Genomic DNA, 16,857 nt, shown 5'->3' with positions numbered 1-16,857 from the left:
CAGCGGCGCGCCGCTGCCCTATTTTTTGCGCGCGAACGGATAGGCCTGCTGCGCCAGGAAGGTGCCCGGCATGTCGTTGTCCAGGATGCCGTAGTTCTCGGGCAGGCGATGGCGCACGCCGCGCACCGCGGTGCCGAACAGGTAGTCGATGAACGACAGGTGGGCGGCGTAGTTGCGGTCGATCGCCTCGGTGTCCGACGAATGGTGCCAATGGTGGAAGTCCGGCGTCACAATCACGTAACGCAGCCAGCCCCAGGGCAGCTTCACGTTGGAGTGGATCAGCACCGCCTGGAAGCCCACGATGATGATGTAGGCGTCCAGCACCGATTTGGAAAAGCCCAGCGCGAACAGCACGCCCAGCACCGCGACGCGGGTGATCAGCAGCTCGACCACGTGCAGCCTGGAACCGGCCAGCCAGTCCAGCGTGCGGGTGCTGTGGTGCACGGCATGGATGCGCCACAGGAACGGCACCTCGTGATAGGCGCGGTGCGCGGCGTATTGCACCAGGTCCGCCACCAGCACCGCCAGGAACAGCTCGACTGCATAGGGCAGCGCGACGATCGCCTGCTGCAGCGGCTCGTAGGCGGCCCACGAAAACAGCCGGTGCACGAAGAAATTGATGCACAGCAGCACCGCCCCCACCGACAGGTGGTTGAACAGGAAGTGCTTCATGTCCACCTGCCATTCCCCGCGGAACACCGGCTGGCCGGGATACAGCGGAAACAGCTTCTCGAAAATAATGAACACGGTGCTGGACGCCAGCAGATCCAGGATGAACCAGTCCAGGCCCAGATAAGGGTGGTTGCCGGTATTGGAGCTGGTCACCACCACATTGCTGCCGCCCGCCGCGACGGCGACGCACACCAGCACGAAGGCGGAGATATTGAGCCAGCGCTGGCGCCCCAGCACGGTATTGGCCAGCGCGATCGAGCCCGCCACCAGCAGCGCGCCGAACAGCAAGGCGCGCATCGCGTCCACCGAATAAAAACTGCGCAGCTCCGGCGTGGTCAGATAGGCTGGAAAATGAAACGCCAGCACGCCCAGCACGGCAAGAATCGCCAGAAACAGCGCGATGACTCCGCTCATCATTCCCGTGCCCGGGTGGATCCGGCCGTCCCGCTTGAATAACTCGTAGACCTGCCGATAAATGGGCGCGCTCTGTTTCATTTCATTTTTATGATGACCACGGGGAGGCGAGTGTATCCCCGAGCCGCCGGCATCATGTAATCACACGTGACCAAATCGCACAGATTTCCCCTGCCTCCCCTTACGGCGGCGCCAGGCGGTTGCGGCCGATCAAGCGGCGCTTCCCGGACGGTTGACAAGCGCCTGGCGTTGGCGTGTCATGGGACCCACAACACAAGGCTCATCAGGCTCCCCAGCTCTATGCTGTACCCCTCGAACCGGTTCTTCCATGAGGCCCTTATGTTCCCTGAATACCGCCAACTCATTACCCAGTTGAAATCCGAGAACGCGCATTTCTCCGCGCTGTTCCAGCGCCACAACGATCTGGACCAGGAAATCCAGAATATAGAGGCCGGCATCAAGCCGGCCTCGGGCAATCAGGTCGAAGTGCTCAAGAAAGAGAAGCTGCAGCTCAAGGACAAGCTATACGGCATTCTGCGCGCGGCCGAACAGGGCGGTAGCTGACCGCCGCGCAATTTCGCTGCCACCAGGCATGGCCGTCGCGTATTGCCGGTTTTTCGCGCAATACGCCGCGGCCGTTATTTGCTATTTCCGGCCGCCCTTGCCGCCGGACTCCGGCACCGAGGCGTTCACGTAGTCCCGCACCGTGCGGTCCTTGTTGAAAACCACCGTCAGTTTCTGCTGGTCGTCCATGGCGCCGTAGTCGCCATCGTAAAAATAGAACCAGGTCGCGGTCAGCAGCCCTTCGCGGTCGAAATGCTGCGCGCTCGGCGGACCATAATCGCGGACCATCTCGTCGTAGGTCGTGACGTTCAGCTGGATCGACCGCAGCCTGGCTTCGGTGATCAGATTGCTGGAACCCGTGGCGCAGCCCGCCGCCAGGGCGGCCACGCAAAGCAACGACATTCTCATTCGATTCCCTCGATATTGTTATAGCCGCGCTGCCCGGTCGGCGCGGATGCGCAAATTCTCTACTTGCCGAGGGGAAAGCTCAAGCGATATCCGTGCCCGGACGGAACGACGCTACGGTTCCACGGCCACGAAGGCCTCGCTGCCCGCCAGCCGCGACATGGCGTCGACGATGCGGCGCGACAGTTCCAGCACCAGCGGATGGCGCGGCTGGCTGGCAAGCGTGATCACGTCCAGGCTGCAGCCGATCCGCGGGACAAACGGCCTGCACACGATTTCGGGCCCGTGGCACAGGCGGGCGTACAGGCCGTTGACGATGGACACACCGACGCCGCAGGCGACCAGCCGGCACGCCAGCTCCATCGTGTGCGCCTCCGCCCGTATTCTCGGCACCGTGCGCCCCTGGCGCAGAACCTGGTCGACCTGCTGGCGCAGCGCGCGCTGGCGCCCCAGCAGCACCATATCGACGTCGATCAGATCGCCCGGCTCCACCTGCGGCAAGGCCTCCAGCGCGTGGCCGGCCGGCATGATGCACACGGCGTCGGTGTCCAGCCGCAATATCGTCTGCAGGCCGGCATGCTGCGTCGGCGAACGGACCAGCGCCAGATCGGCTTCGCGCCCCAGCACTGCGGCCTCGCCCGCCTCGCTGTTGCCCACTTGCATTTCCAGCGCCACGCCGCCGTGGTCGTTCAGGAAAGGCTCCACCACCGATGGCATCACGCATTGGGCCACCGAGCCGGGCAACAGCACGCGCAGCAGGCTGCGCCGCACGCCGCCCCGGCGCAATTGCCCGACGTGACGCTGCAGCGATTCCGCGTCGAGCAGCATGTTGCGCACGTCCGGCAGCAAAGCCGCGGCCTCGTTGCTCGGCAGCAGGCGTCCCTTGCGCCGCACGAACAGCGGCAGCCCCAGATCGGATTCGAACTGGCTCAACAGGCGGCTGACGGCGGGTTGCGACGCGCCCAGCCGCTGCGCCGCCGCGATGGTCGATCCGGTGGCCATGAAGGCCAGAAACGCCTCCAGCTGCTTGAAGTTCATGTCTTTCCCGGCGCGCTGGCTGAGTGCGCGCGTCCTCTTCGGATGAGCACCGGATTCTGCGGGATGTGCATAGGCTCATGCCAGACGTACATACCGTTGCCAAGCATCTGGCTTGGCTTGAACATGCCGGCACACCTAAGCGCTGTACCCCCCGCAAACCAACATTCAATGCATGAGCGCCGAGACCAAGGAACCCACATGCCCGCTGCTTTCCCGTCGATAGTGTTGGCCGGATTTCCTGTCCTCGGCGACGCGATAGAGATGCTAGTTCCTGCGCCCGCGTGCAAGGCTGCGGCCCTGCAAGCCAGTAAGTCACCGGGCCGTCCACAAGCGCAATATCAGCTGCGTCCTAGGCAGCACGCCCACGCAGCGCGCGCATCGCCCGTCACTCGCAGCGTGACGCAAGGCATCGCCGCAGCGATGCCCCCGCCGACCCGCTAACCCGTCCTCCGTTTCCTTTCCTCTCTCCTCCCGCGCAACACGCGGGCGGCAGGGAGACCTTTTGTCCATTGCAGCACCACACCCAAGGGGAATTCATCGTGAGAAGCAAGCAGACGCAACGCCGGTTCCTGGGCGCCGCCCTGGTCCTTTCCTCCCTTTCCTGCGTCGGCCCGCTCCAGGCCGCGGCAGCCAGCTCGGTCACGCTTTTCGGCGTCGTCGACCAGGGCCTCGTCTACGAACACAAGAACGGCCAATCCAGCCTGAAACAGAAAAGCTCGAACCAGGCCGGCTCGCGCTGGGGCCTGCGCGGCAGCGAAGACCTGGGCGACGGCTACAAGGCCACCTTTCTCCTCGAAAGCGGCTTCAATCTCACTGACGGCACCCAGGGACAAGGCCGGCTGTTCGGCCGCGGCACCCATATCGGCCTGTCCGGCGACTTCGGCGAAATCAAGATGGGCCGCATGTCCGTCTTCGGCTCGGACTGGGGCGGCGTGGGTTCGCCCTTCGGCGGCGGCTGGGGCCAAAGCGGCAACGGCACCGTGCTGGGCAATGGCAAGGGCGACTTCGGCGAGGGCGGCCGCGTCAACAACGCCTTCTTCTATACCTCGCCCCGCATGGACGGCTGGCAGGGCGGCGTGGGCTACAGCCTCGAGGCCACGAACGGCGACGCATTCGCCACCTCCGCCCATGATCGCGTGCTGACCACCGGCCTGCGCTACGACAACGGCCCCGTCGCCCTCGCGCTGACCTATGACCGCTCCATTCCCAATCTGCAAGAGCCGAAAGAAAAGAAAGAGCAGAAGGACGAAGAGAAGAAAAAGTTCATCAGAAAGAAGGCCTCGTCCAATATCCAGATCGCCGCGGCCTACGACTTCGAAATGTTCAAGGTCCACGCCAGCTATGGCAACCTGCGCAGGTCCAACAGCGATGAATACGGCAAGTACAAGAGCGTCCATGCCGTCATCGCCGGCGTAACGGTGCCCACCGGCAGGACCGGAAAGCTCATGGCCGTCTACCAGCATTCATCCGCGAAAATCGAGGGCTGGGCGCTGGGCTACCAGTACGATCTGTCCAAGCGCACCAACCTCTACGCTTTCCTCAACCGCGTGGACACGGCCGGGGCCCACAAGCTGCAAAGCGCGCTGGGCGTTCGCCACACCTTCTGATGCAGTCACCGCGCGTCCGGGGTATCCCCCGGGCGCGCCCGAGCCCGGCCAGGGCTTGAAACCGGGCCTTCCGATACGGCCCCCACACCAGGACACGGTATGATGGCGCCCCTCGATGATCTCCGGGCCCCCTATCGTGACGAAGTCCGCAGTGCTGCTTGCTCTGGCCGTTCTCCTGACCGGCTGCTCCCAGGAAGAACAGACGCCCTGGATGCGTCTGCAGGCCGCCGTGCCGCAATTGAAAGTCACCGCCGACACCCCCGAGGCGGCGGTGAAATCCTGGTGGCTGGTCCGCGACCAGCAGGAGCAGTACTCGTCCACGGTCTGCAAGGAACTCGGCGGGCTGTACGGTCCCATCCGCTCCGCCCGTGACGGCCTGGCCGCCGGCGAACTGCTGGCCATGCAGGCCGGCCGCGACGCCTGCGATCCGCCCAGCTATGCGCGCGACATCGTGAACGTGGAAGTCGAGTCCGCCACACGCGCGCACGTCATCGCCCAGATCCGCAATACCGACCCCCCCACCCCCGGCTATGTGCTGGACAACGACGAGCGCGGCAAGAAAGAGCGCGGCGTCCGCATGCAATACCTGCTGGAACGCGCCGACCAGGGCCAGCCCTGGAAAATCGCGCAGATCTACAGTTCGGACCGCTACTGCACCGTGGCCCCGGTGGACGGCTGGTGCCCGCTGTACGACAGCAAGAAAGGCTCGGGCAACAGCTACGTCTTCGAACTCGCTCAATAGGCGGCGCCGCGCGCCGGTCAATTCACGCTGACGCCGGCCTCGCGCACCACCTTGCGCCAGATCGAGATTTCATTGACGATCTGCTCGCGAAATGCCGCCGGCGTGCCGGGCGCCGCTTCTTCTCCCGTGGTCTGGAGCCGCTCGACCATGTCGGCCCGCACCACCGCCGCGTTGACCGCGGCGTTGAGCCTGGCCTGGATGGCCGGCGCCACGCCCTTGGGCGCGATCAGCCCGTACCACACCGTCACGTCATACGGCACGCCCGCTTCCCGCACCGTGGGCACGTCCGGCGCTGACGATACGCGTTCGGGCAGTGTCACCGCCAACACCTTCAGGCGCTGGTCCTTGCGATAAGGCAGCGTGGACCCCGCGGTCGTCAGCATCGCATCGACCTGCCCCGAAACCGTATCGGTCAATGCCGGCGCCGAGCCCTTGTACGGGACGTGGGTCATGGAAATGCCCGCGGCCTTCAGAAAGGCCTCCATCGCCAGATGCGAAATCCCGCCCGTGCCGGACGAGGCGTAAGTCAGCTCGCCGGGCTTGCTCCTGGCCAGCTCGACCAGCTCGGACAGCGTGTTCGCCGGCACACCCGGATGCACGGACACGAAGAACGGCGCGCGCGCAATCATGCCTATCGGCGTCATGTCCGCCACCGGGTCGAACGGCAACTGGTACAGGCTGGGATTGACCGAATAACTGTTGGAGATCAGCGTCAGCGTGTAGCCGTCCGGCTCCGCGCGCAGCCCCTGCTCCACCCCTAGCTTGCCGCCGGCGCCGGGGCGGTTCTCGACCACGACCGGCTGCTTCAGGTCATCGGAAAGCAACTGGCCCAGCAAACGCGCGATCCCGTCGTTGCCCCCGCCGGCCGCGAACGGCACGATCAGCTTGATCGGCTTGCTGGGGAAATCCTCGGCCTGCGCGGCCTGCAATGGGCCTGCCATCGCGGCCACCGCCAATGCGGCGCACAGCAGTTTCCTGCGCGACAAGCCGTGCCGGGCACGGATCGTGGATTGCTGGGTCATGCCTGTCTCTTCCTTGTATATGCCGCGCCTTGGAACGGGCGCCGGTCGGCGCATGAAGTATGCCCCAACCGCGTAAACCCCTATAGGCTTCTGGTGCACAACAGCACTACATTGAATACCTGAACTGATATTTGTATACAAAACGATGACTGGCATACAAAAAAAGGCAGGCTCGCAGTCCGTGTACGAGGACGTCAGCGCCCTGCTGCGGGACATGATGAAAGACATCACCGAGCCGGTGCGGGTGCGCGAGGAAGACCTGGCGAACCAGCTGGGGGTCAGCCGCACGCCCGTGCGCGAGGCGCTGATCCGCCTGGAAAGCACCGGCATGGTCCATCTGCGCCCCGGCCGCGGCGCCCTGCTGACGCCGGTGACGGACGAGGAATACATCGAGTGGCTGCAGCTGCGCGAGCAGCTGGAAGGCTTCGCCACGCGCGAGGCCGCGCTCAACGCTTCGCAGCGCGACGTGCAGCGGCTGCGCGCCCTGTTCGCGCCCTTCATCGGGCTGGAGGAAGACACGTTCGCGCCGGTGCCCTATGGCCAGGCCAATGTCGCGTTCCACAAGGAAATCATCGCGCTTGCCAACAACCGCCTGCTCGAGCGCGTCTGGGCCGCGTTCGGCCACAGGCAGACCACGTACCGGCGCCAGACCATCAAGCGCCTGCACCGCTTCAGCACTTCGCTGCGCGAGCACCTGGCCATCATCGACGCGATCGAGCGCCGCGACGCCGAGCTGGCGGAAAAGCTGGCCCGCCAGCACGTGCGCACGCTCTATGACGACTTCGTCAAGGCCTTGCAGGCCGGCGCCTAGCCCCCGCGCGCATCCAACCTTGCCTACAACCCGACCCGATTCCGAGATGAAATTTCTGACTTACGCCGTACAAGACCAACCCCGTCTGGGCATGCTGCTGGACGACGACCGCGTGCTGGACCTGACCGCGCTGCTGGCCTCGCGTCCTGACTTGGGGCTGCCCGGACCGGTGCGCAACGTCAACGACTTGATCGCCCTGGGCGACGACACCGTGGCGCGCGTGTGCGGCGCCGGCCTGCTCGACGGCGTGGACGCCGCCGCGCTGCCGAGGCTGGCCGACGTGCGCGTGCTGCCGCCGCTGGCGATGGCCCGCAACGTGTTCTGCGTGGGCCGCAATTACCGCGAGCACATCATCGAGGGCAACCTGGCGCGCGGCCGCCCGGCCGACGCCTTTCCCGAAGCCATCGAGTTCTTTACCAAGGCGCCCACCGCCGTGGTCGGCCACGGCGCGGACGTCAAGCGCCACGCCGGCCTGACCGACAGCCTGGACTACGAAGTCGAGCTGGCCATCGTGATCGGCCGCGCCGGCGCCGACATCCCGCGCGAGCGGGCCCTGGACCACGTGTTCGGATACACCATCGTCAACGACGTCACCGCGCGCGACCTGCAGGCGCGCCACGGCCAGTGGTTCAAGGGCAAGAGCCTGGACACCAGCTGTCCCATGGGGCCGGTCGTGGCGCATCGCTCGGCGATTCCCGACGCCAACAATCTGACGGTGTCGCTGTCGGTCAATGGCGAAGTCCGCCAGCACGACAACACCTCGGACATGATCTTCGACGTGGCGGCCATCATCGAACAGCTGTCGGCCGGCATGACGCTGCTGCCGGGCGACGTGATCGCCACGGGCACGCCCAAGGGCGTGGGATTCGCGCTGAACCCGCCGCGCTGCCTGCAAGCCGGCGACGTGGTGTCGGCCAGCGTCGAACACATCGGCACCTTGACCAACCGCATCGCCGCTTGATTGCCGGGCGCCCGAGCGTCCGTTTGGAGGAGAGACCCATGAACATCCCTGACACCCTGAAGCCCTATGCCACGGGCGACCTGGCCTCGCGCTACGTCAACGTCGACGAGCTGCCCTGGAAGCCCACGCCGACGCCGGGCATCGACATGAAAGTGCTGCTCGACGTGCCGGAAACCGGCTTGCTGACCGCGCTCTTTCGCTGGGCGCCGGGCACTTCCCTGCCGCTGCACGAACACGTCGAAATCGAACAGACCTATGTGCTCAGCGGCAGCATCGTCGACGACGAGGGCGAAGTGCGCGAAGGCAATTACGTCTGGCGCCCCAAAGGCAACCGCCATATCGCGCGCTCGCCGAACGGCGCGCTGGTGCTGTCGTTCTTCCTGAAACCGAACAAGTTCCTGGAAGGCGACCTGGCGGGCAAAGAACTCAAGTAATCAGACAAGACAGCCGTCCAAGGACGGGACAGGAGACACAATGAAGTTCCACTACAAGCACATTGCGGCGGGCCTGACCGCCGCCGTCATGGCCGGCCTGTCGGTGCAGGCCGCCGCCGCCGACATCCAGGAGCGCCGCGTCAAGTTCAGCTATCCGGTCAGCCGGACCAACCCGGTCGGCATGGCCACCGAGAAATTCATCGAACTGGTCGGCCAGAAGACCAATGGCAAGATCAAGGTCACCGGCTATGCCGACGCCCAGCTCGGCAACGAGATCCAGGCCATGTCCTCGGCGCAGGGCGGCATCATCGAAATGACCGTGGTCTCGACCGCGGGCGCGGCCAACAACGTGAAGGAACTGGGCATCTTCGACCTGCCCTTCCTGTTCCAGTCCGTGGAAGAGGCCGATGCCGTCATCGACGGTCCGGTCGGCAAGGAACTGCTGAACAAGTTCGCCGCCAAGAACCTCGTCGGCCTGTGCTACTGGGACTACGGTTTCCGCCAGGTGTCCAACAGCAAGCATCCCATCAACAAGGTCGAGGACTTCCAGGGCCTGAAGCTGCGCGTGCTGCAGAACCGCATCTACATCGACACCTTCAAGGCGCTGGGCGCCAATCCCCTGCCGCTGCCCTATCCGGAAACCTATACGGCGCTGGAGACCAAGGCCATCGACGGCCAGGAAAGCGCGTACCTGGTGACCAAGAGCAGCGGTTACCAGGAGATCCAGAAGTACATGACGGAAACCAACCACGTGTTCCTGCCCGCGGTGGTCATGGCCAGCAAGCGCTTCTGGGACCGCCTGAGCAAGGATGAGCGGGCCGTCATCCAGCAGTCCTGCGACGAGTCCGTCACCTACTTCCGCCAGGTCAGCCGCGACCAGGAAAAGAAAGTCGTGGGCGAACTGTCGGCGGCGGGCATGTCGATGAACAAGATCGACCCCGCCGAGAAGCAGCGCATGGTGCAGGCCACCGCCGCGGTCACCGAAAAGTACAAGACGGAGCTGGGCGCCGAACTGGTCGATCGCACCGTCGCCACGATCAACCAGACCCGCAAATAAAAACAGCGCTTGCCCGTGCAAGGAGGCGGCCGCAACGGCCGCCCTATCTCTTCAAGGACGTCGACGATGTCAAGAATCGTGCACGCCTATTTCACCCTGCTCAAAGCCGTCATCGTCATCTGCCTGGTGGCCATGGTGGTGATGGTGTTCAGCAATGTGGTGATGCGGTTTATTTTCAACTCCGGCATTCCGGTCTCCGAGGAACTGTCGCGCTGGTGTTTCGTGTGGCTGACCTTCCTGGGCGCCATCCTGGTGCTGCATGACCGTTCCCACCTGGGCGTGGACGTGGTGCTGCAGGCGCTTCCGTCCGCCGCGCGCCGGGCTTGCCTGATCGTGGCCAACCTGCTGATGCTGTATGCGACCTGGCTGATCCTGGTGGGCAGCATCGAACAGACTTCGCTGAACATGGGCGCCAGCGCGCCGGCCAGCGGCCTGTCCCAGGCCTGGTTCTTCGGCGTGGGCGTGGTGTTCGCCGCCTCGACCGGGCTGATCCTGGTGTATCAGCTCTATCAAGTCTGCACGGCGCCCGCCGCCGAGCTGGGCAAGTTCATTTCCCCCCACGAGTCGGGAGCCGAATAATGACATTGGCAATTTTCGTCGCCGTGCTGCTCGTGGGCCTGGCCATCGGCCTGCCGGTGGCCTACGCGCTGATCCTCACCGGCGTGGCGCTGATGTACCAGCTGGACTTCTACGATGCGCAGATCGTGGCCCAGAACCTGCTCAACGGCGCGGACAGCTTCCCGCTGATGGCGGTGCCGTTCTTCATGCTGGCCGGCGCCGTGATGAACGCGGGCGGCCTGTCGGCCCGGATCGTGGACCTGGCGCTGGCGCTGGTGGGCCACATCAAGGGCGGCCTGGGCTATGTCACGATCCTGGCCGCCTCCATCCTGGCCAGTCTGTCGGGCTCGGCCGCGGCCGACGCCGCCGCCCTGTCGGCCCTGCTGGTGCCCATGATGATGAAAGCCGGCCACAGCCGCGCGCGCTCCAGCGGCCTGGTGGCCTCGTCCGGCATCATCGCCCTGGTCATCCCGCCTTCCATCGGCCTGGTGCTGATCGGCGTCACCGGCAACATCAGCATCACCGGCCTGTTCATGGCCGGCATCGTGCCCGGGATCATGATGGGGCTGTCGCTGTGCGTGGCCTGGTGGCTGCTGTCGCGCAAGGAACAGATCCAGCCCCTGCCGCGGGTCGACCGCAAGGTGGTCGGCAAGACCCTGGTCGAGAGCTTCTGGGCGCTGCTGCTTCCGGTCATCATCATCGTCGGCCTGCGCTTCGGCATCTTCACCCCGACCGAAGCCGGCGTGGTCGCCGCCGTCTACGCCATCTTCGTGGCCGCCTGCATCTACCGCGAACTGAGCATGCGCCAGCTGTACGAAGTGTTCCTGACTTCGGCCAAGATGACCGCCATGGTGATGTTCCTGGTGGCCGGCGCGCTGGTCTCGGGCTGGATGATCACCATCGCCGGCCTGCCCGCGCAGGTCTCCGAGATCATCAGCCCGTTCAGCGGCAGCCCCACGCTGCTGATGCTGGTCATCATCGGCCTGGTGATCGTGATCGGCATGGCGATGGACATGATCCCCATCGTGCTGATCCTGATCCCCGTGCTGCTGCCCTCGGTCACGGCCGCCGGCATCGACCCCGTCTACTTCGGCGTCGTGTTCATGCTGGCCTGCGCCATCGGCCTGATCACGCCGCCGGTCGGCGCCGTGCTCAACGTCGTGGCCGGCGTGACGGGCGTGCGCATGGTCGAACTCATCAAGGGCGTCTGGCCTTTCCTCCTGGCGCAATGCGCGACCCTGCTGCTGCTGATCCTGTTCCCGCAGCTGGTGCTGGTCCCGTATCGCTGGATCATGCACTGACACACCGAGGAGCGACGACATGGAACGCCTGGACGACTTCAACGGCTGCCGCGTCATGGTGTCGGCCGGCGCCTCGGGCATCGGGCTGGCCATCGCCCGGGCCTTCCACGAGCGCGGCGCGCGCGTACACGTCTGCGACGTCTCGGAGCTGGCGCTCGCGGCGGCCGGCGCCGAACTGCCGGGCCTGGGCGTGTTTCGCGCCGACGTGGCCGCGGAAGCCGATGTCGACGCCTGGTTCGCGCACGCCCTGGCCGACCTGGGCGGACTGGACGTGCTGGTCAACAACGCCGGCATCGCCGGGCCGACCTCGGCGGTGGGCGAACTGAGCGTCGAAGACTGGGACCGCACCATGGCGGTCAACGTGCGCGGCCAGTTCCTGTGCCTGCGGCGCGCCCTCGCGCCGCTGCGGCAATCCGACAGGGCCGCCATCATCAACCTCAGCTCGGTGGCGGGACGCCTGGGATATCCCATGCGCGCGCCCTACGCCGCGTCCAAGTGGGCCGTGGTCGGGCTGACCCAAAGCCTGGCCATCGAGCTGGGCGACGACGACATCACCGTCAACGCCATCCTGCCCGGCATCGTCGAAAGCGAACGCGTCAACCAGGTGGTGGCGGCGAAAGCCGGGCTGCGCGGCATCCCGGAAGCCGACATGCGCGCCGAAATCCTGCAGCACGTGTCGCTGCACCGCACCGTGCCCATGGACGACATCGCCCGCACCGCCCTGTTCCTGGCCGGCGCCGCCGGCCGCAGCATCACCGGGCAATGCATGAACATCTGCGCCGGCGTGCAGACGCTGCGCTGAACTTCGGCCCGCATGGGCCTGGGAGAACCGAGTGGACCAACAATTCCTGACCTCGACGTTCGGCCTGCAAGGCCGGACCATGCTGATCACCGGCGGCGCCTCCGGCCTGGGCCTGAACATGGCCGAAGCCGCCGGCAAGGCGGGCGCGCGCATCGTCGTCAACGACGTGCGCGAGGAGGCCTGCGACCAGGCCGTGGCCGGCTTGCGCGCACTGGGCATAGACGCCCGCGGCGCGGTATTCGACGTATCCCGCGCCGCCGCGGTCGCCGACGCCGTGGCCGCGCTGGCCGCCGACGGCTGGTCGCCCGACGTGCTGGTCAGCAACGCCGGCAACCAGAACCGCGCCCCCGTGATCGAACAGGACCCCGAAGTCTGGCAATCCATCCTCAACGTCCACGTCAACGGCGCCTTCAACTGCGCACGCGCCGTGCTGCCCGCCATGATCGCCCAGGGCGGCGGACGCATCATCATCACCTCCTCGGTAGCGGCGCTGGCATGCATGCCCGGCATCGCCGCCTACTCGGCGGCCAAGGGCGCGCTGGCGGCCTTCACCCGCGCCCTGGCCGTCGAATACGGCGGCCAGGGGGTCACCTGCAACGCGCTGGCCCCCGGCTTCGTGCGCACCGGCTTCACCACCGCCCTGCAGGAACGCGAACAGTTCAACGACTTCCTGAAAAGCCAGGTCCCGCTGGGCCGCTGGGCCGACCCCGAAGACATCTCCCCGGCCGTCATCTACCTGGCTTCGCAGGCCGGCCGCTTCGTCAACGGCCACGTGCTCGCCATCGACGGCGGGCTGCTGGCGCACCTGTGATCCCCGGCAGCAAGGAGTCGCAGCAATGTTTCTGCATATCGTGATGATGGAATTCGACGACCGCGTCGACGCCGAATTCTTCCGCACCGTCGATGAATACGTGGCCCGCATGAAGCGGGAATGCGAGGGCCTGCTGCTCTACCACTTCGGCGCCAACGTCGCGGCCCGCTCCCAGGGCTACACCCACGCCACCAGCTCGGCCTTCGTCGACGCAACCGCCCACGACGCCTACCAGACCTGTCCGGCGCACGTGGCCATGAAGAAGTACATGGGGCCGCATATCAAGCGGGTGGTGGTGTATGACGGGGAGATGGGGGGTATCGGCTGAGCTTGGATGGAAGCAAAGCCAGGGTTAGGCCTTGGATTCCTGTGCGGATATTGATTCTGCCCCGCTGCGGGAGCCGCCAGTCGCGCCATAACGCAAAGGCCCCATTGCGGGGGCCTTGCGCCCTAGCGTCGAAATACTAGGGAAATCAGAGTGCAGGGAGTCTTTCGGCTCCCGCACCAGCAGCCGAAGCCGTTGGGGAGATATTCTTGAGTTTTACGGTAGGTGTTCGGTCGCATCCACCATGCATACCAATATGGAGCAGCAAACGGCCGGATTTCGGACCCATTCCAATGGACGTCCCCCGTATCACGTCTTGGGTGCCACGTGAATGCTACGGCGTCTATGTCCCTATTCACGCAAAGGAGACTGAGATGCGAAATCTCGAAAAGCGGCAGATCGAAAACATCGTGCTCGATTGGGCCCGGGCCGTCAGCGCCGGCGACCGCGATGGCATTCTTGCCCGCCATGCGGATGATCTCTTGATGTTCGACTTCCCGAACACCGTGCGAGGAATAGCGGCGTACGACAAGACCTGGGACTTCTTTTACGCGAATCCCAGGGGAACGATCACCTACGCCCCGAGAGACCTGGCTATTACCGCCGGGCAGGACGTCGCCTTCGCCTGCTGTGAAGTCCATTGCGACGGAACCTCGGCCGGCCCTCTGGATTTCCGTTTGACCGTTGGACTCGAGCGGCGCAACGGCGAATGGATCATCACGCACGAACATCATTCGATGGTGACGACCGAGGAACGGTTTATTGAGCAATGAGGCGACGGCCTGGCGTCAAATGCCATCGCAGCCGTCTTGCAAAAAGGCAAAGGGTTAGCTCGCCGATGCTGAGCTAACCCTTTGATTTTATTGGTCGGGGCGGCGGGATTCGAACTCGCGACCCTCTGCTCCCAAAGCAGATGCGCTACCAGGCTGCGCTACGCCCCGAAGGGTGGCAACTATACCAGATACTGAGGGGCCGGCCCATGACGGCGGCCGGTCCGTGATCCTCCATTTCCTGATTGACACCTATATATTTGAAGCCTAAATTAAATACGGCTTCCGACGCCGTGGGACGACCGCGTGCGCCGCTGGCGCGATTCTATAAACACGCATCGGGAAACACATGGCAAACGCCTCCGCTCCATCCGCCTGGGCCACGCCCGCGCGGACCACTCATACCGTCCTCTTCGTCTGCTGGCTGGCCATTCTGTTCGAAGGCTACGACGTGGGCGTGATGGGGGCCGTGCTGCCGGCCTTGGCCGAGGACAAGAACTGGGCGCTCAGCCCGATGCAGTTGGGGGTGCTGGGCAGCTACGCGCTGGCCGGGATGTTCGTGGGGTCGTTCGCGGTGGGCACGCTGAGCGATCTGCTGGGCCGCCGGCGCATGCTGCTGGCCTGCGTGACGCTGTTTTCGCTGACGATGATAGGCGCGGCATGGGCGCCCACGCCGGGCTGGTTCGGGCTGTTCCGTTTCATCGGCGGGCTGGGGCTGGGCGGGGTGATTCCCGCCGCGGCGGCGCTGACCATCGAGTATTCGCCGCCGGCCAAACGCGGCTTCAATTACGGCGTGATGTATTCGGGCTATTCGCTGGGCATTCTGTGTTCGGCGGCGGTGGCGATGGCGCTGCTCAGCCACTGGGGCTGGCGCGCGGTGATCGCGGTGGGCGCCCTGCCCCTGCTGCTGGTGCCGCTGCTGGCGCGGCTGTTGCCGGAGTCGCTGGAGTACCTGCTGGCCAAGGGCGACGAGGCCGGCGCGCGGGCGCAGGCGCAGCGCCTGGGCATCGCGTCGCTGGACGCGTTCCGTCCGCAGGCGGCCGGTTCGAAGGCCACGTGGCGCGACGTGATGACGGCGGTGTTCGCGCCGCGCCAGCTGCGCGCCACGCTGTGCTTCTGGGTGGCGCTGTTCCTGGGCATGATGCTGGTGTATGGCTTGAACACGTGGCTGCCGCAGATCATGCGCAAGAACGGGTATGACCTGGGGTCCAGCATTTCCTTCCTGCTGGTGTTCAGCCTGGCCTCGGCCATCGGCGGCCTGGTGCTCGGGCAGTTCGCCGACAAGACCGAGCCGCGCCGGATCGTGGCGCTGTTCTATCTGGCCGGCGCCGCCGGCATTTATTGCCTGACCTACAACAATCCGCTGACGGTGAATTATCTGTGGGTGGCGCTGGCCGGCGTGGGCAGCATTTCCTCGTCGCTGATCCTGACCGGTTATCTGGCGGGTTACTACCCCGCCCATGCGCGCGGCGCCGCCACCGGCTGGGCGCTGTCGTTCGCCCGCATCGGCGCCATGAGCGGCCCCATCGTGGGCGGCTATCTGGCCGCGCTGCAGCTGCCGCTGGCCTGGAATTTCATCGCGTTCTCCAGCGCGGCCGTGCTGGCGGCGGTGTGCGTGATCCTGATCCCGCGCCGCCATGCCGAAGCGCCCCGGGAACAGGCCGCGGGCGGCGCCGCGCGGGCGCTGCAGCGGCAGTAGGACGCGAAAAGCAAAACGGCGCGCCAGCGGCGCGCCGTATGCGGACTGCTGCGCCGCTCAGCCGAAACGGCCGGTGATGTAGTCTTCGGTTTCCTTGCGCGCGGGCTTGACGAAGATCTGGTCGGTCTGGCCGAATTCCATCAGCTCGCCCAGGTACATGTAGGCGGTGAAGTCCGAGCAGCGGGCCGCCTGCTGCATGTTGTGGGTGACGATGACGACGGTGTAGTCGTTCTTGAGTTCGGCGATCAGCTCTTCGATCTTGGCGGTGGAAATCGGGTCCAGCGCCGAGCACGGCTCGTCGAGCAGCAGCACTTCGGGCTTGATGGCCACGCCGCGCGCGATACACAGACGCTGCTGCTGGCCGCCCGACAGGCTGTTGCCGTTCTGGTGCAGCTTGTCCTTGACTTCGTTCCACAGCGCGGCCTTGCTCAGGGCCCATTCCACGCGCTCGTCCATCTCGCCCTTGGACAGGCGCTCGAACAGGCGCACGCCGAAAGCGATGTTGTCGTAGATGCTCATGGGGAACGGCGTGGGCTTCTGGAACACCATGCCGACCTTGGCGCGGATCAGCGAGATGTCGGTCTTGGCGGTCAGCAGGTTCTCGCCGTCGAGGATGATCTCGCCCTCGGCGCGCTGGCCGGGGTAGAGCTCGAACATGCGGTTGAAGGTGCGCAGCAGCGTGGACTTGCCGCAGCCCGAGGGACCGATGAAGGCGGTGACCTTCTTCTCCTGGATCGACATGTTCACATTGCGGATCGCATGGAACTTGCCGTAGTAGAAGTTCAGGTTCTTGACCTCGATCTTGTTCTTGACGGCGGTAGCGGTGTTTTCCATTTGGTTTCCCTTGCCGCCGGCGCGCGCCGC

At 65.5% G+C, this 16,857-nt stretch carries 19 protein-coding genes and 1 tRNA gene; 14 read left to right on the top strand and 6 right to left on the bottom strand.

What is annotated here, in order from left to right; translation table 11 throughout:
- Positions 1 to 18: 18 nt before the first annotated feature.
- Positions 19 to 1,167 carry a sterol desaturase family protein gene (locus tag AC1M14_RS06790; RefSeq protein ID WP_102776261.1) on the bottom strand — a complete coding sequence of 383 codons (1,149 nt, stop codon included), beginning with the start codon at positions 1,165 to 1,167 and terminating at the stop codon, positions 19 to 21.
- A gap of 258 nt (positions 1,168 to 1,425) precedes the next feature.
- Here AC1M14_RS06790 and AC1M14_RS06785 point away from each other — a divergent pair, with 258 nt between their 5' ends.
- Entirely contained in the window at positions 1,426 to 1,650 is a 225-nt protein-coding gene (locus AC1M14_RS06785) for an HP1242/YdcH family protein (RefSeq protein ID WP_479731252.1), read from the top strand.
- Positions 1,651 to 1,731: 81 nt separating this feature from the next.
- On the opposite strand, the gene AC1M14_RS06780 is transcribed toward AC1M14_RS06785, so the two are convergent.
- On the bottom strand, positions 1,732 to 2,058 hold the full coding sequence (locus tag AC1M14_RS06780; protein ID WP_111825594.1) for an outer membrane protein assembly factor BamE: 327 nt from the start codon (positions 2,056 to 2,058) through the stop codon (positions 1,732 to 1,734).
- A 111-nt stretch (positions 2,059 to 2,169) separates the two neighbouring features.
- Positions 2,170 to 3,093 (bottom strand): LysR family transcriptional regulator, encoded by a 924-nt coding sequence (locus AC1M14_RS06775; RefSeq protein ID WP_479731251.1) that lies wholly within the window; start codon positions 3,091 to 3,093, stop codon positions 2,170 to 2,172.
- A 539-nt stretch (positions 3,094 to 3,632) separates the two neighbouring features.
- Between AC1M14_RS06775 and AC1M14_RS06770 the strand changes: the two genes are divergently transcribed.
- Positions 3,633 to 4,700: a porin gene (locus tag AC1M14_RS06770; protein WP_479731250.1), complete on the top strand. Its 1,068-nt coding sequence runs from the start codon at positions 3,633 to 3,635 to the stop codon at positions 4,698 to 4,700.
- A gap of 136 nt (positions 4,701 to 4,836) precedes the next feature.
- Positions 4,837 to 5,442 carry a hypothetical protein gene (locus AC1M14_RS06765; RefSeq protein ID WP_479731249.1) on the top strand — a complete coding sequence of 202 codons (606 nt, stop codon included), beginning with the start codon at positions 4,837 to 4,839 and terminating at the stop codon, positions 5,440 to 5,442.
- Between the two features lie 17 nt (positions 5,443 to 5,459).
- On the opposite strand, the gene AC1M14_RS06760 is transcribed toward AC1M14_RS06765, so the two are convergent.
- Positions 5,460 to 6,464, bottom strand: coding sequence for a tripartite tricarboxylate transporter substrate binding protein (locus AC1M14_RS06760; RefSeq protein WP_479731248.1), 1,005 nt, complete (start codon positions 6,462 to 6,464; stop codon positions 5,460 to 5,462).
- A gap of 145 nt (positions 6,465 to 6,609) precedes the next feature.
- Between AC1M14_RS06760 and AC1M14_RS06755 the strand changes: the two genes are divergently transcribed.
- The 10 genes from AC1M14_RS06755 to AC1M14_RS06710 all read left to right on the top strand — a co-directional run bounded on the left by AC1M14_RS06755 (position 6,610) and on the right by AC1M14_RS06710 (position 14,297).
- A complete protein-coding gene (locus AC1M14_RS06755; protein WP_209165779.1) occupies positions 6,610 to 7,275 on the top strand; it encodes a GntR family transcriptional regulator in 666 nt (221 codons plus the stop codon).
- Between the two features lie 46 nt (positions 7,276 to 7,321).
- Complete coding sequence (locus AC1M14_RS06750; protein ID WP_479731247.1) at positions 7,322 to 8,236, top strand: fumarylacetoacetate hydrolase family protein; 915 nt, start codon at positions 7,322 to 7,324, stop codon at positions 8,234 to 8,236.
- 38 nt (positions 8,237 to 8,274) lie between these two features.
- Positions 8,275 to 8,670: a cupin domain-containing protein gene (locus AC1M14_RS06745; protein WP_102776269.1), complete on the top strand. Its 396-nt coding sequence runs from the start codon at positions 8,275 to 8,277 to the stop codon at positions 8,668 to 8,670.
- Positions 8,671 to 8,710: 40 nt separating this feature from the next.
- On the top strand, positions 8,711 to 9,727 hold the full coding sequence (locus tag AC1M14_RS06740; protein ID WP_111825598.1) for a TRAP transporter substrate-binding protein: 1,017 nt from the start codon (positions 8,711 to 8,713) through the stop codon (positions 9,725 to 9,727).
- 66 nt (positions 9,728 to 9,793) lie between these two features.
- Positions 9,794 to 10,306 carry a TRAP transporter small permease gene (locus AC1M14_RS06735; protein WP_479731246.1) on the top strand — a complete coding sequence of 171 codons (513 nt, stop codon included), beginning with the start codon at positions 9,794 to 9,796 and terminating at the stop codon, positions 10,304 to 10,306.
- On the top strand, positions 10,306 to 11,586 hold the full coding sequence (locus tag AC1M14_RS06730; protein ID WP_102776272.1) for a TRAP transporter large permease: 1,281 nt from the start codon (positions 10,306 to 10,308) through the stop codon (positions 11,584 to 11,586). The genes AC1M14_RS06735 and AC1M14_RS06730 overlap by 1 nt, the downstream gene beginning before the upstream one ends.
- Before the next feature lie 19 nt (positions 11,587 to 11,605).
- Positions 11,606 to 12,388, top strand: a complete 783-nt coding sequence (locus tag AC1M14_RS06725; RefSeq protein ID WP_479731245.1) for an SDR family oxidoreductase — start codon at positions 11,606 to 11,608, stop codon at positions 12,386 to 12,388.
- A gap of 31 nt (positions 12,389 to 12,419) precedes the next feature.
- Positions 12,420 to 13,199 carry an SDR family NAD(P)-dependent oxidoreductase gene (locus tag AC1M14_RS06720; RefSeq protein ID WP_102776274.1) on the top strand — a complete coding sequence of 260 codons (780 nt, stop codon included), beginning with the start codon at positions 12,420 to 12,422 and terminating at the stop codon, positions 13,197 to 13,199.
- 25 nt (positions 13,200 to 13,224) lie between these two features.
- Positions 13,225 to 13,527, top strand: coding sequence for a Dabb family protein (locus AC1M14_RS06715; protein WP_479731244.1), 303 nt, complete (start codon positions 13,225 to 13,227; stop codon positions 13,525 to 13,527).
- A 371-nt stretch (positions 13,528 to 13,898) separates the two neighbouring features.
- On the top strand, positions 13,899 to 14,297 hold the full coding sequence (locus AC1M14_RS06710; protein WP_168202159.1) for a YybH family protein: 399 nt from the start codon (positions 13,899 to 13,901) through the stop codon (positions 14,295 to 14,297).
- 91 nt (positions 14,298 to 14,388) lie between these two features.
- Here the strand turns inward: AC1M14_RS06710 and AC1M14_RS06705 are convergent.
- A tRNA-Pro gene (locus tag AC1M14_RS06705) sits at positions 14,389 to 14,465 on the bottom strand.
- Positions 14,466 to 14,643: 178 nt separating this feature from the next.
- On the opposite strand from AC1M14_RS06705, the gene AC1M14_RS06700 reads away from it, so the two are divergent.
- A complete protein-coding gene (locus AC1M14_RS06700) occupies positions 14,644 to 15,993 on the top strand; it encodes an MFS transporter (protein ID WP_479731243.1) in 1,350 nt (449 codons plus the stop codon).
- A 57-nt stretch (positions 15,994 to 16,050) separates the two neighbouring features.
- Here AC1M14_RS06700 and pstB read toward each other — a convergent pair whose 3' ends face one another.
- Complete coding sequence (pstB, locus tag AC1M14_RS06695) at positions 16,051 to 16,827, bottom strand: phosphate ABC transporter ATP-binding protein PstB (protein ID WP_102773556.1); 777 nt, start codon at positions 16,825 to 16,827, stop codon at positions 16,051 to 16,053.
- Positions 16,828 to 16,857: the final 30 nt, after the last annotated feature.

The sequence above is a fragment of the Achromobacter sp. SX5 genome (assembly GCF_056711425.1).
This window is presented reverse-complemented; position numbering and strand designations above follow the sequence as displayed.

What these genes read in the sequence shown, in the direction of transcription:
- AC1M14_RS06790 (WP_102776261.1), bottom strand. Translation starts at nt 1,167, where the DNA reads ATGAAACAGAGCGCGCCCATTTATCGGCAGGTCTACGAGTTATTCAAG.
- AC1M14_RS06785 (WP_479731252.1), top strand. Translation starts at nt 1,426, where the DNA reads ATGTTCCCTGAATACCGCCAACTCATTACCCAGTTGAAATCCGAGAAC.
- AC1M14_RS06780 (WP_111825594.1), bottom strand. Translation starts at nt 2,058, where the DNA reads ATGAGAATGTCGTTGCTTTGCGTGGCCGCCCTGGCGGCGGGCTGCGCC.
- AC1M14_RS06775 (WP_479731251.1), bottom strand. Translation starts at nt 3,093, where the DNA reads ATGAACTTCAAGCAGCTGGAGGCGTTTCTGGCCTTCATGGCCACCGGA.
- AC1M14_RS06760 (WP_479731248.1), bottom strand. Translation starts at nt 6,464, where the DNA reads ATGACCCAGCAATCCACGATCCGTGCCCGGCACGGCTTGTCGCGCAGG.
- AC1M14_RS06755 (WP_209165779.1), top strand. Translation starts at nt 6,610, where the DNA reads ATGACTGGCATACAAAAAAAGGCAGGCTCGCAGTCCGTGTACGAGGAC.
- AC1M14_RS06750 (WP_479731247.1), top strand. Translation starts at nt 7,322, where the DNA reads ATGAAATTTCTGACTTACGCCGTACAAGACCAACCCCGTCTGGGCATG.
- AC1M14_RS06745 (WP_102776269.1), top strand. Translation starts at nt 8,275, where the DNA reads ATGAACATCCCTGACACCCTGAAGCCCTATGCCACGGGCGACCTGGCC.
- AC1M14_RS06740 (WP_111825598.1), top strand. Translation starts at nt 8,711, where the DNA reads ATGAAGTTCCACTACAAGCACATTGCGGCGGGCCTGACCGCCGCCGTC.
- AC1M14_RS06735 (WP_479731246.1), top strand. Translation starts at nt 9,794, where the DNA reads ATGTCAAGAATCGTGCACGCCTATTTCACCCTGCTCAAAGCCGTCATC.
- AC1M14_RS06730 (WP_102776272.1), top strand. Translation starts at nt 10,306, where the DNA reads ATGACATTGGCAATTTTCGTCGCCGTGCTGCTCGTGGGCCTGGCCATC.
- AC1M14_RS06725 (WP_479731245.1), top strand. Translation starts at nt 11,606, where the DNA reads ATGGAACGCCTGGACGACTTCAACGGCTGCCGCGTCATGGTGTCGGCC.
- AC1M14_RS06715 (WP_479731244.1), top strand. Translation starts at nt 13,225, where the DNA reads ATGTTTCTGCATATCGTGATGATGGAATTCGACGACCGCGTCGACGCC.
- AC1M14_RS06710 (WP_168202159.1), top strand. Translation starts at nt 13,899, where the DNA reads ATGCGAAATCTCGAAAAGCGGCAGATCGAAAACATCGTGCTCGATTGG.
- AC1M14_RS06700 (WP_479731243.1), top strand. Translation starts at nt 14,644, where the DNA reads ATGGCAAACGCCTCCGCTCCATCCGCCTGGGCCACGCCCGCGCGGACC.
- pstB (WP_102773556.1), bottom strand. Translation starts at nt 16,827, where the DNA reads ATGGAAAACACCGCTACCGCCGTCAAGAACAAGATCGAGGTCAAGAAC.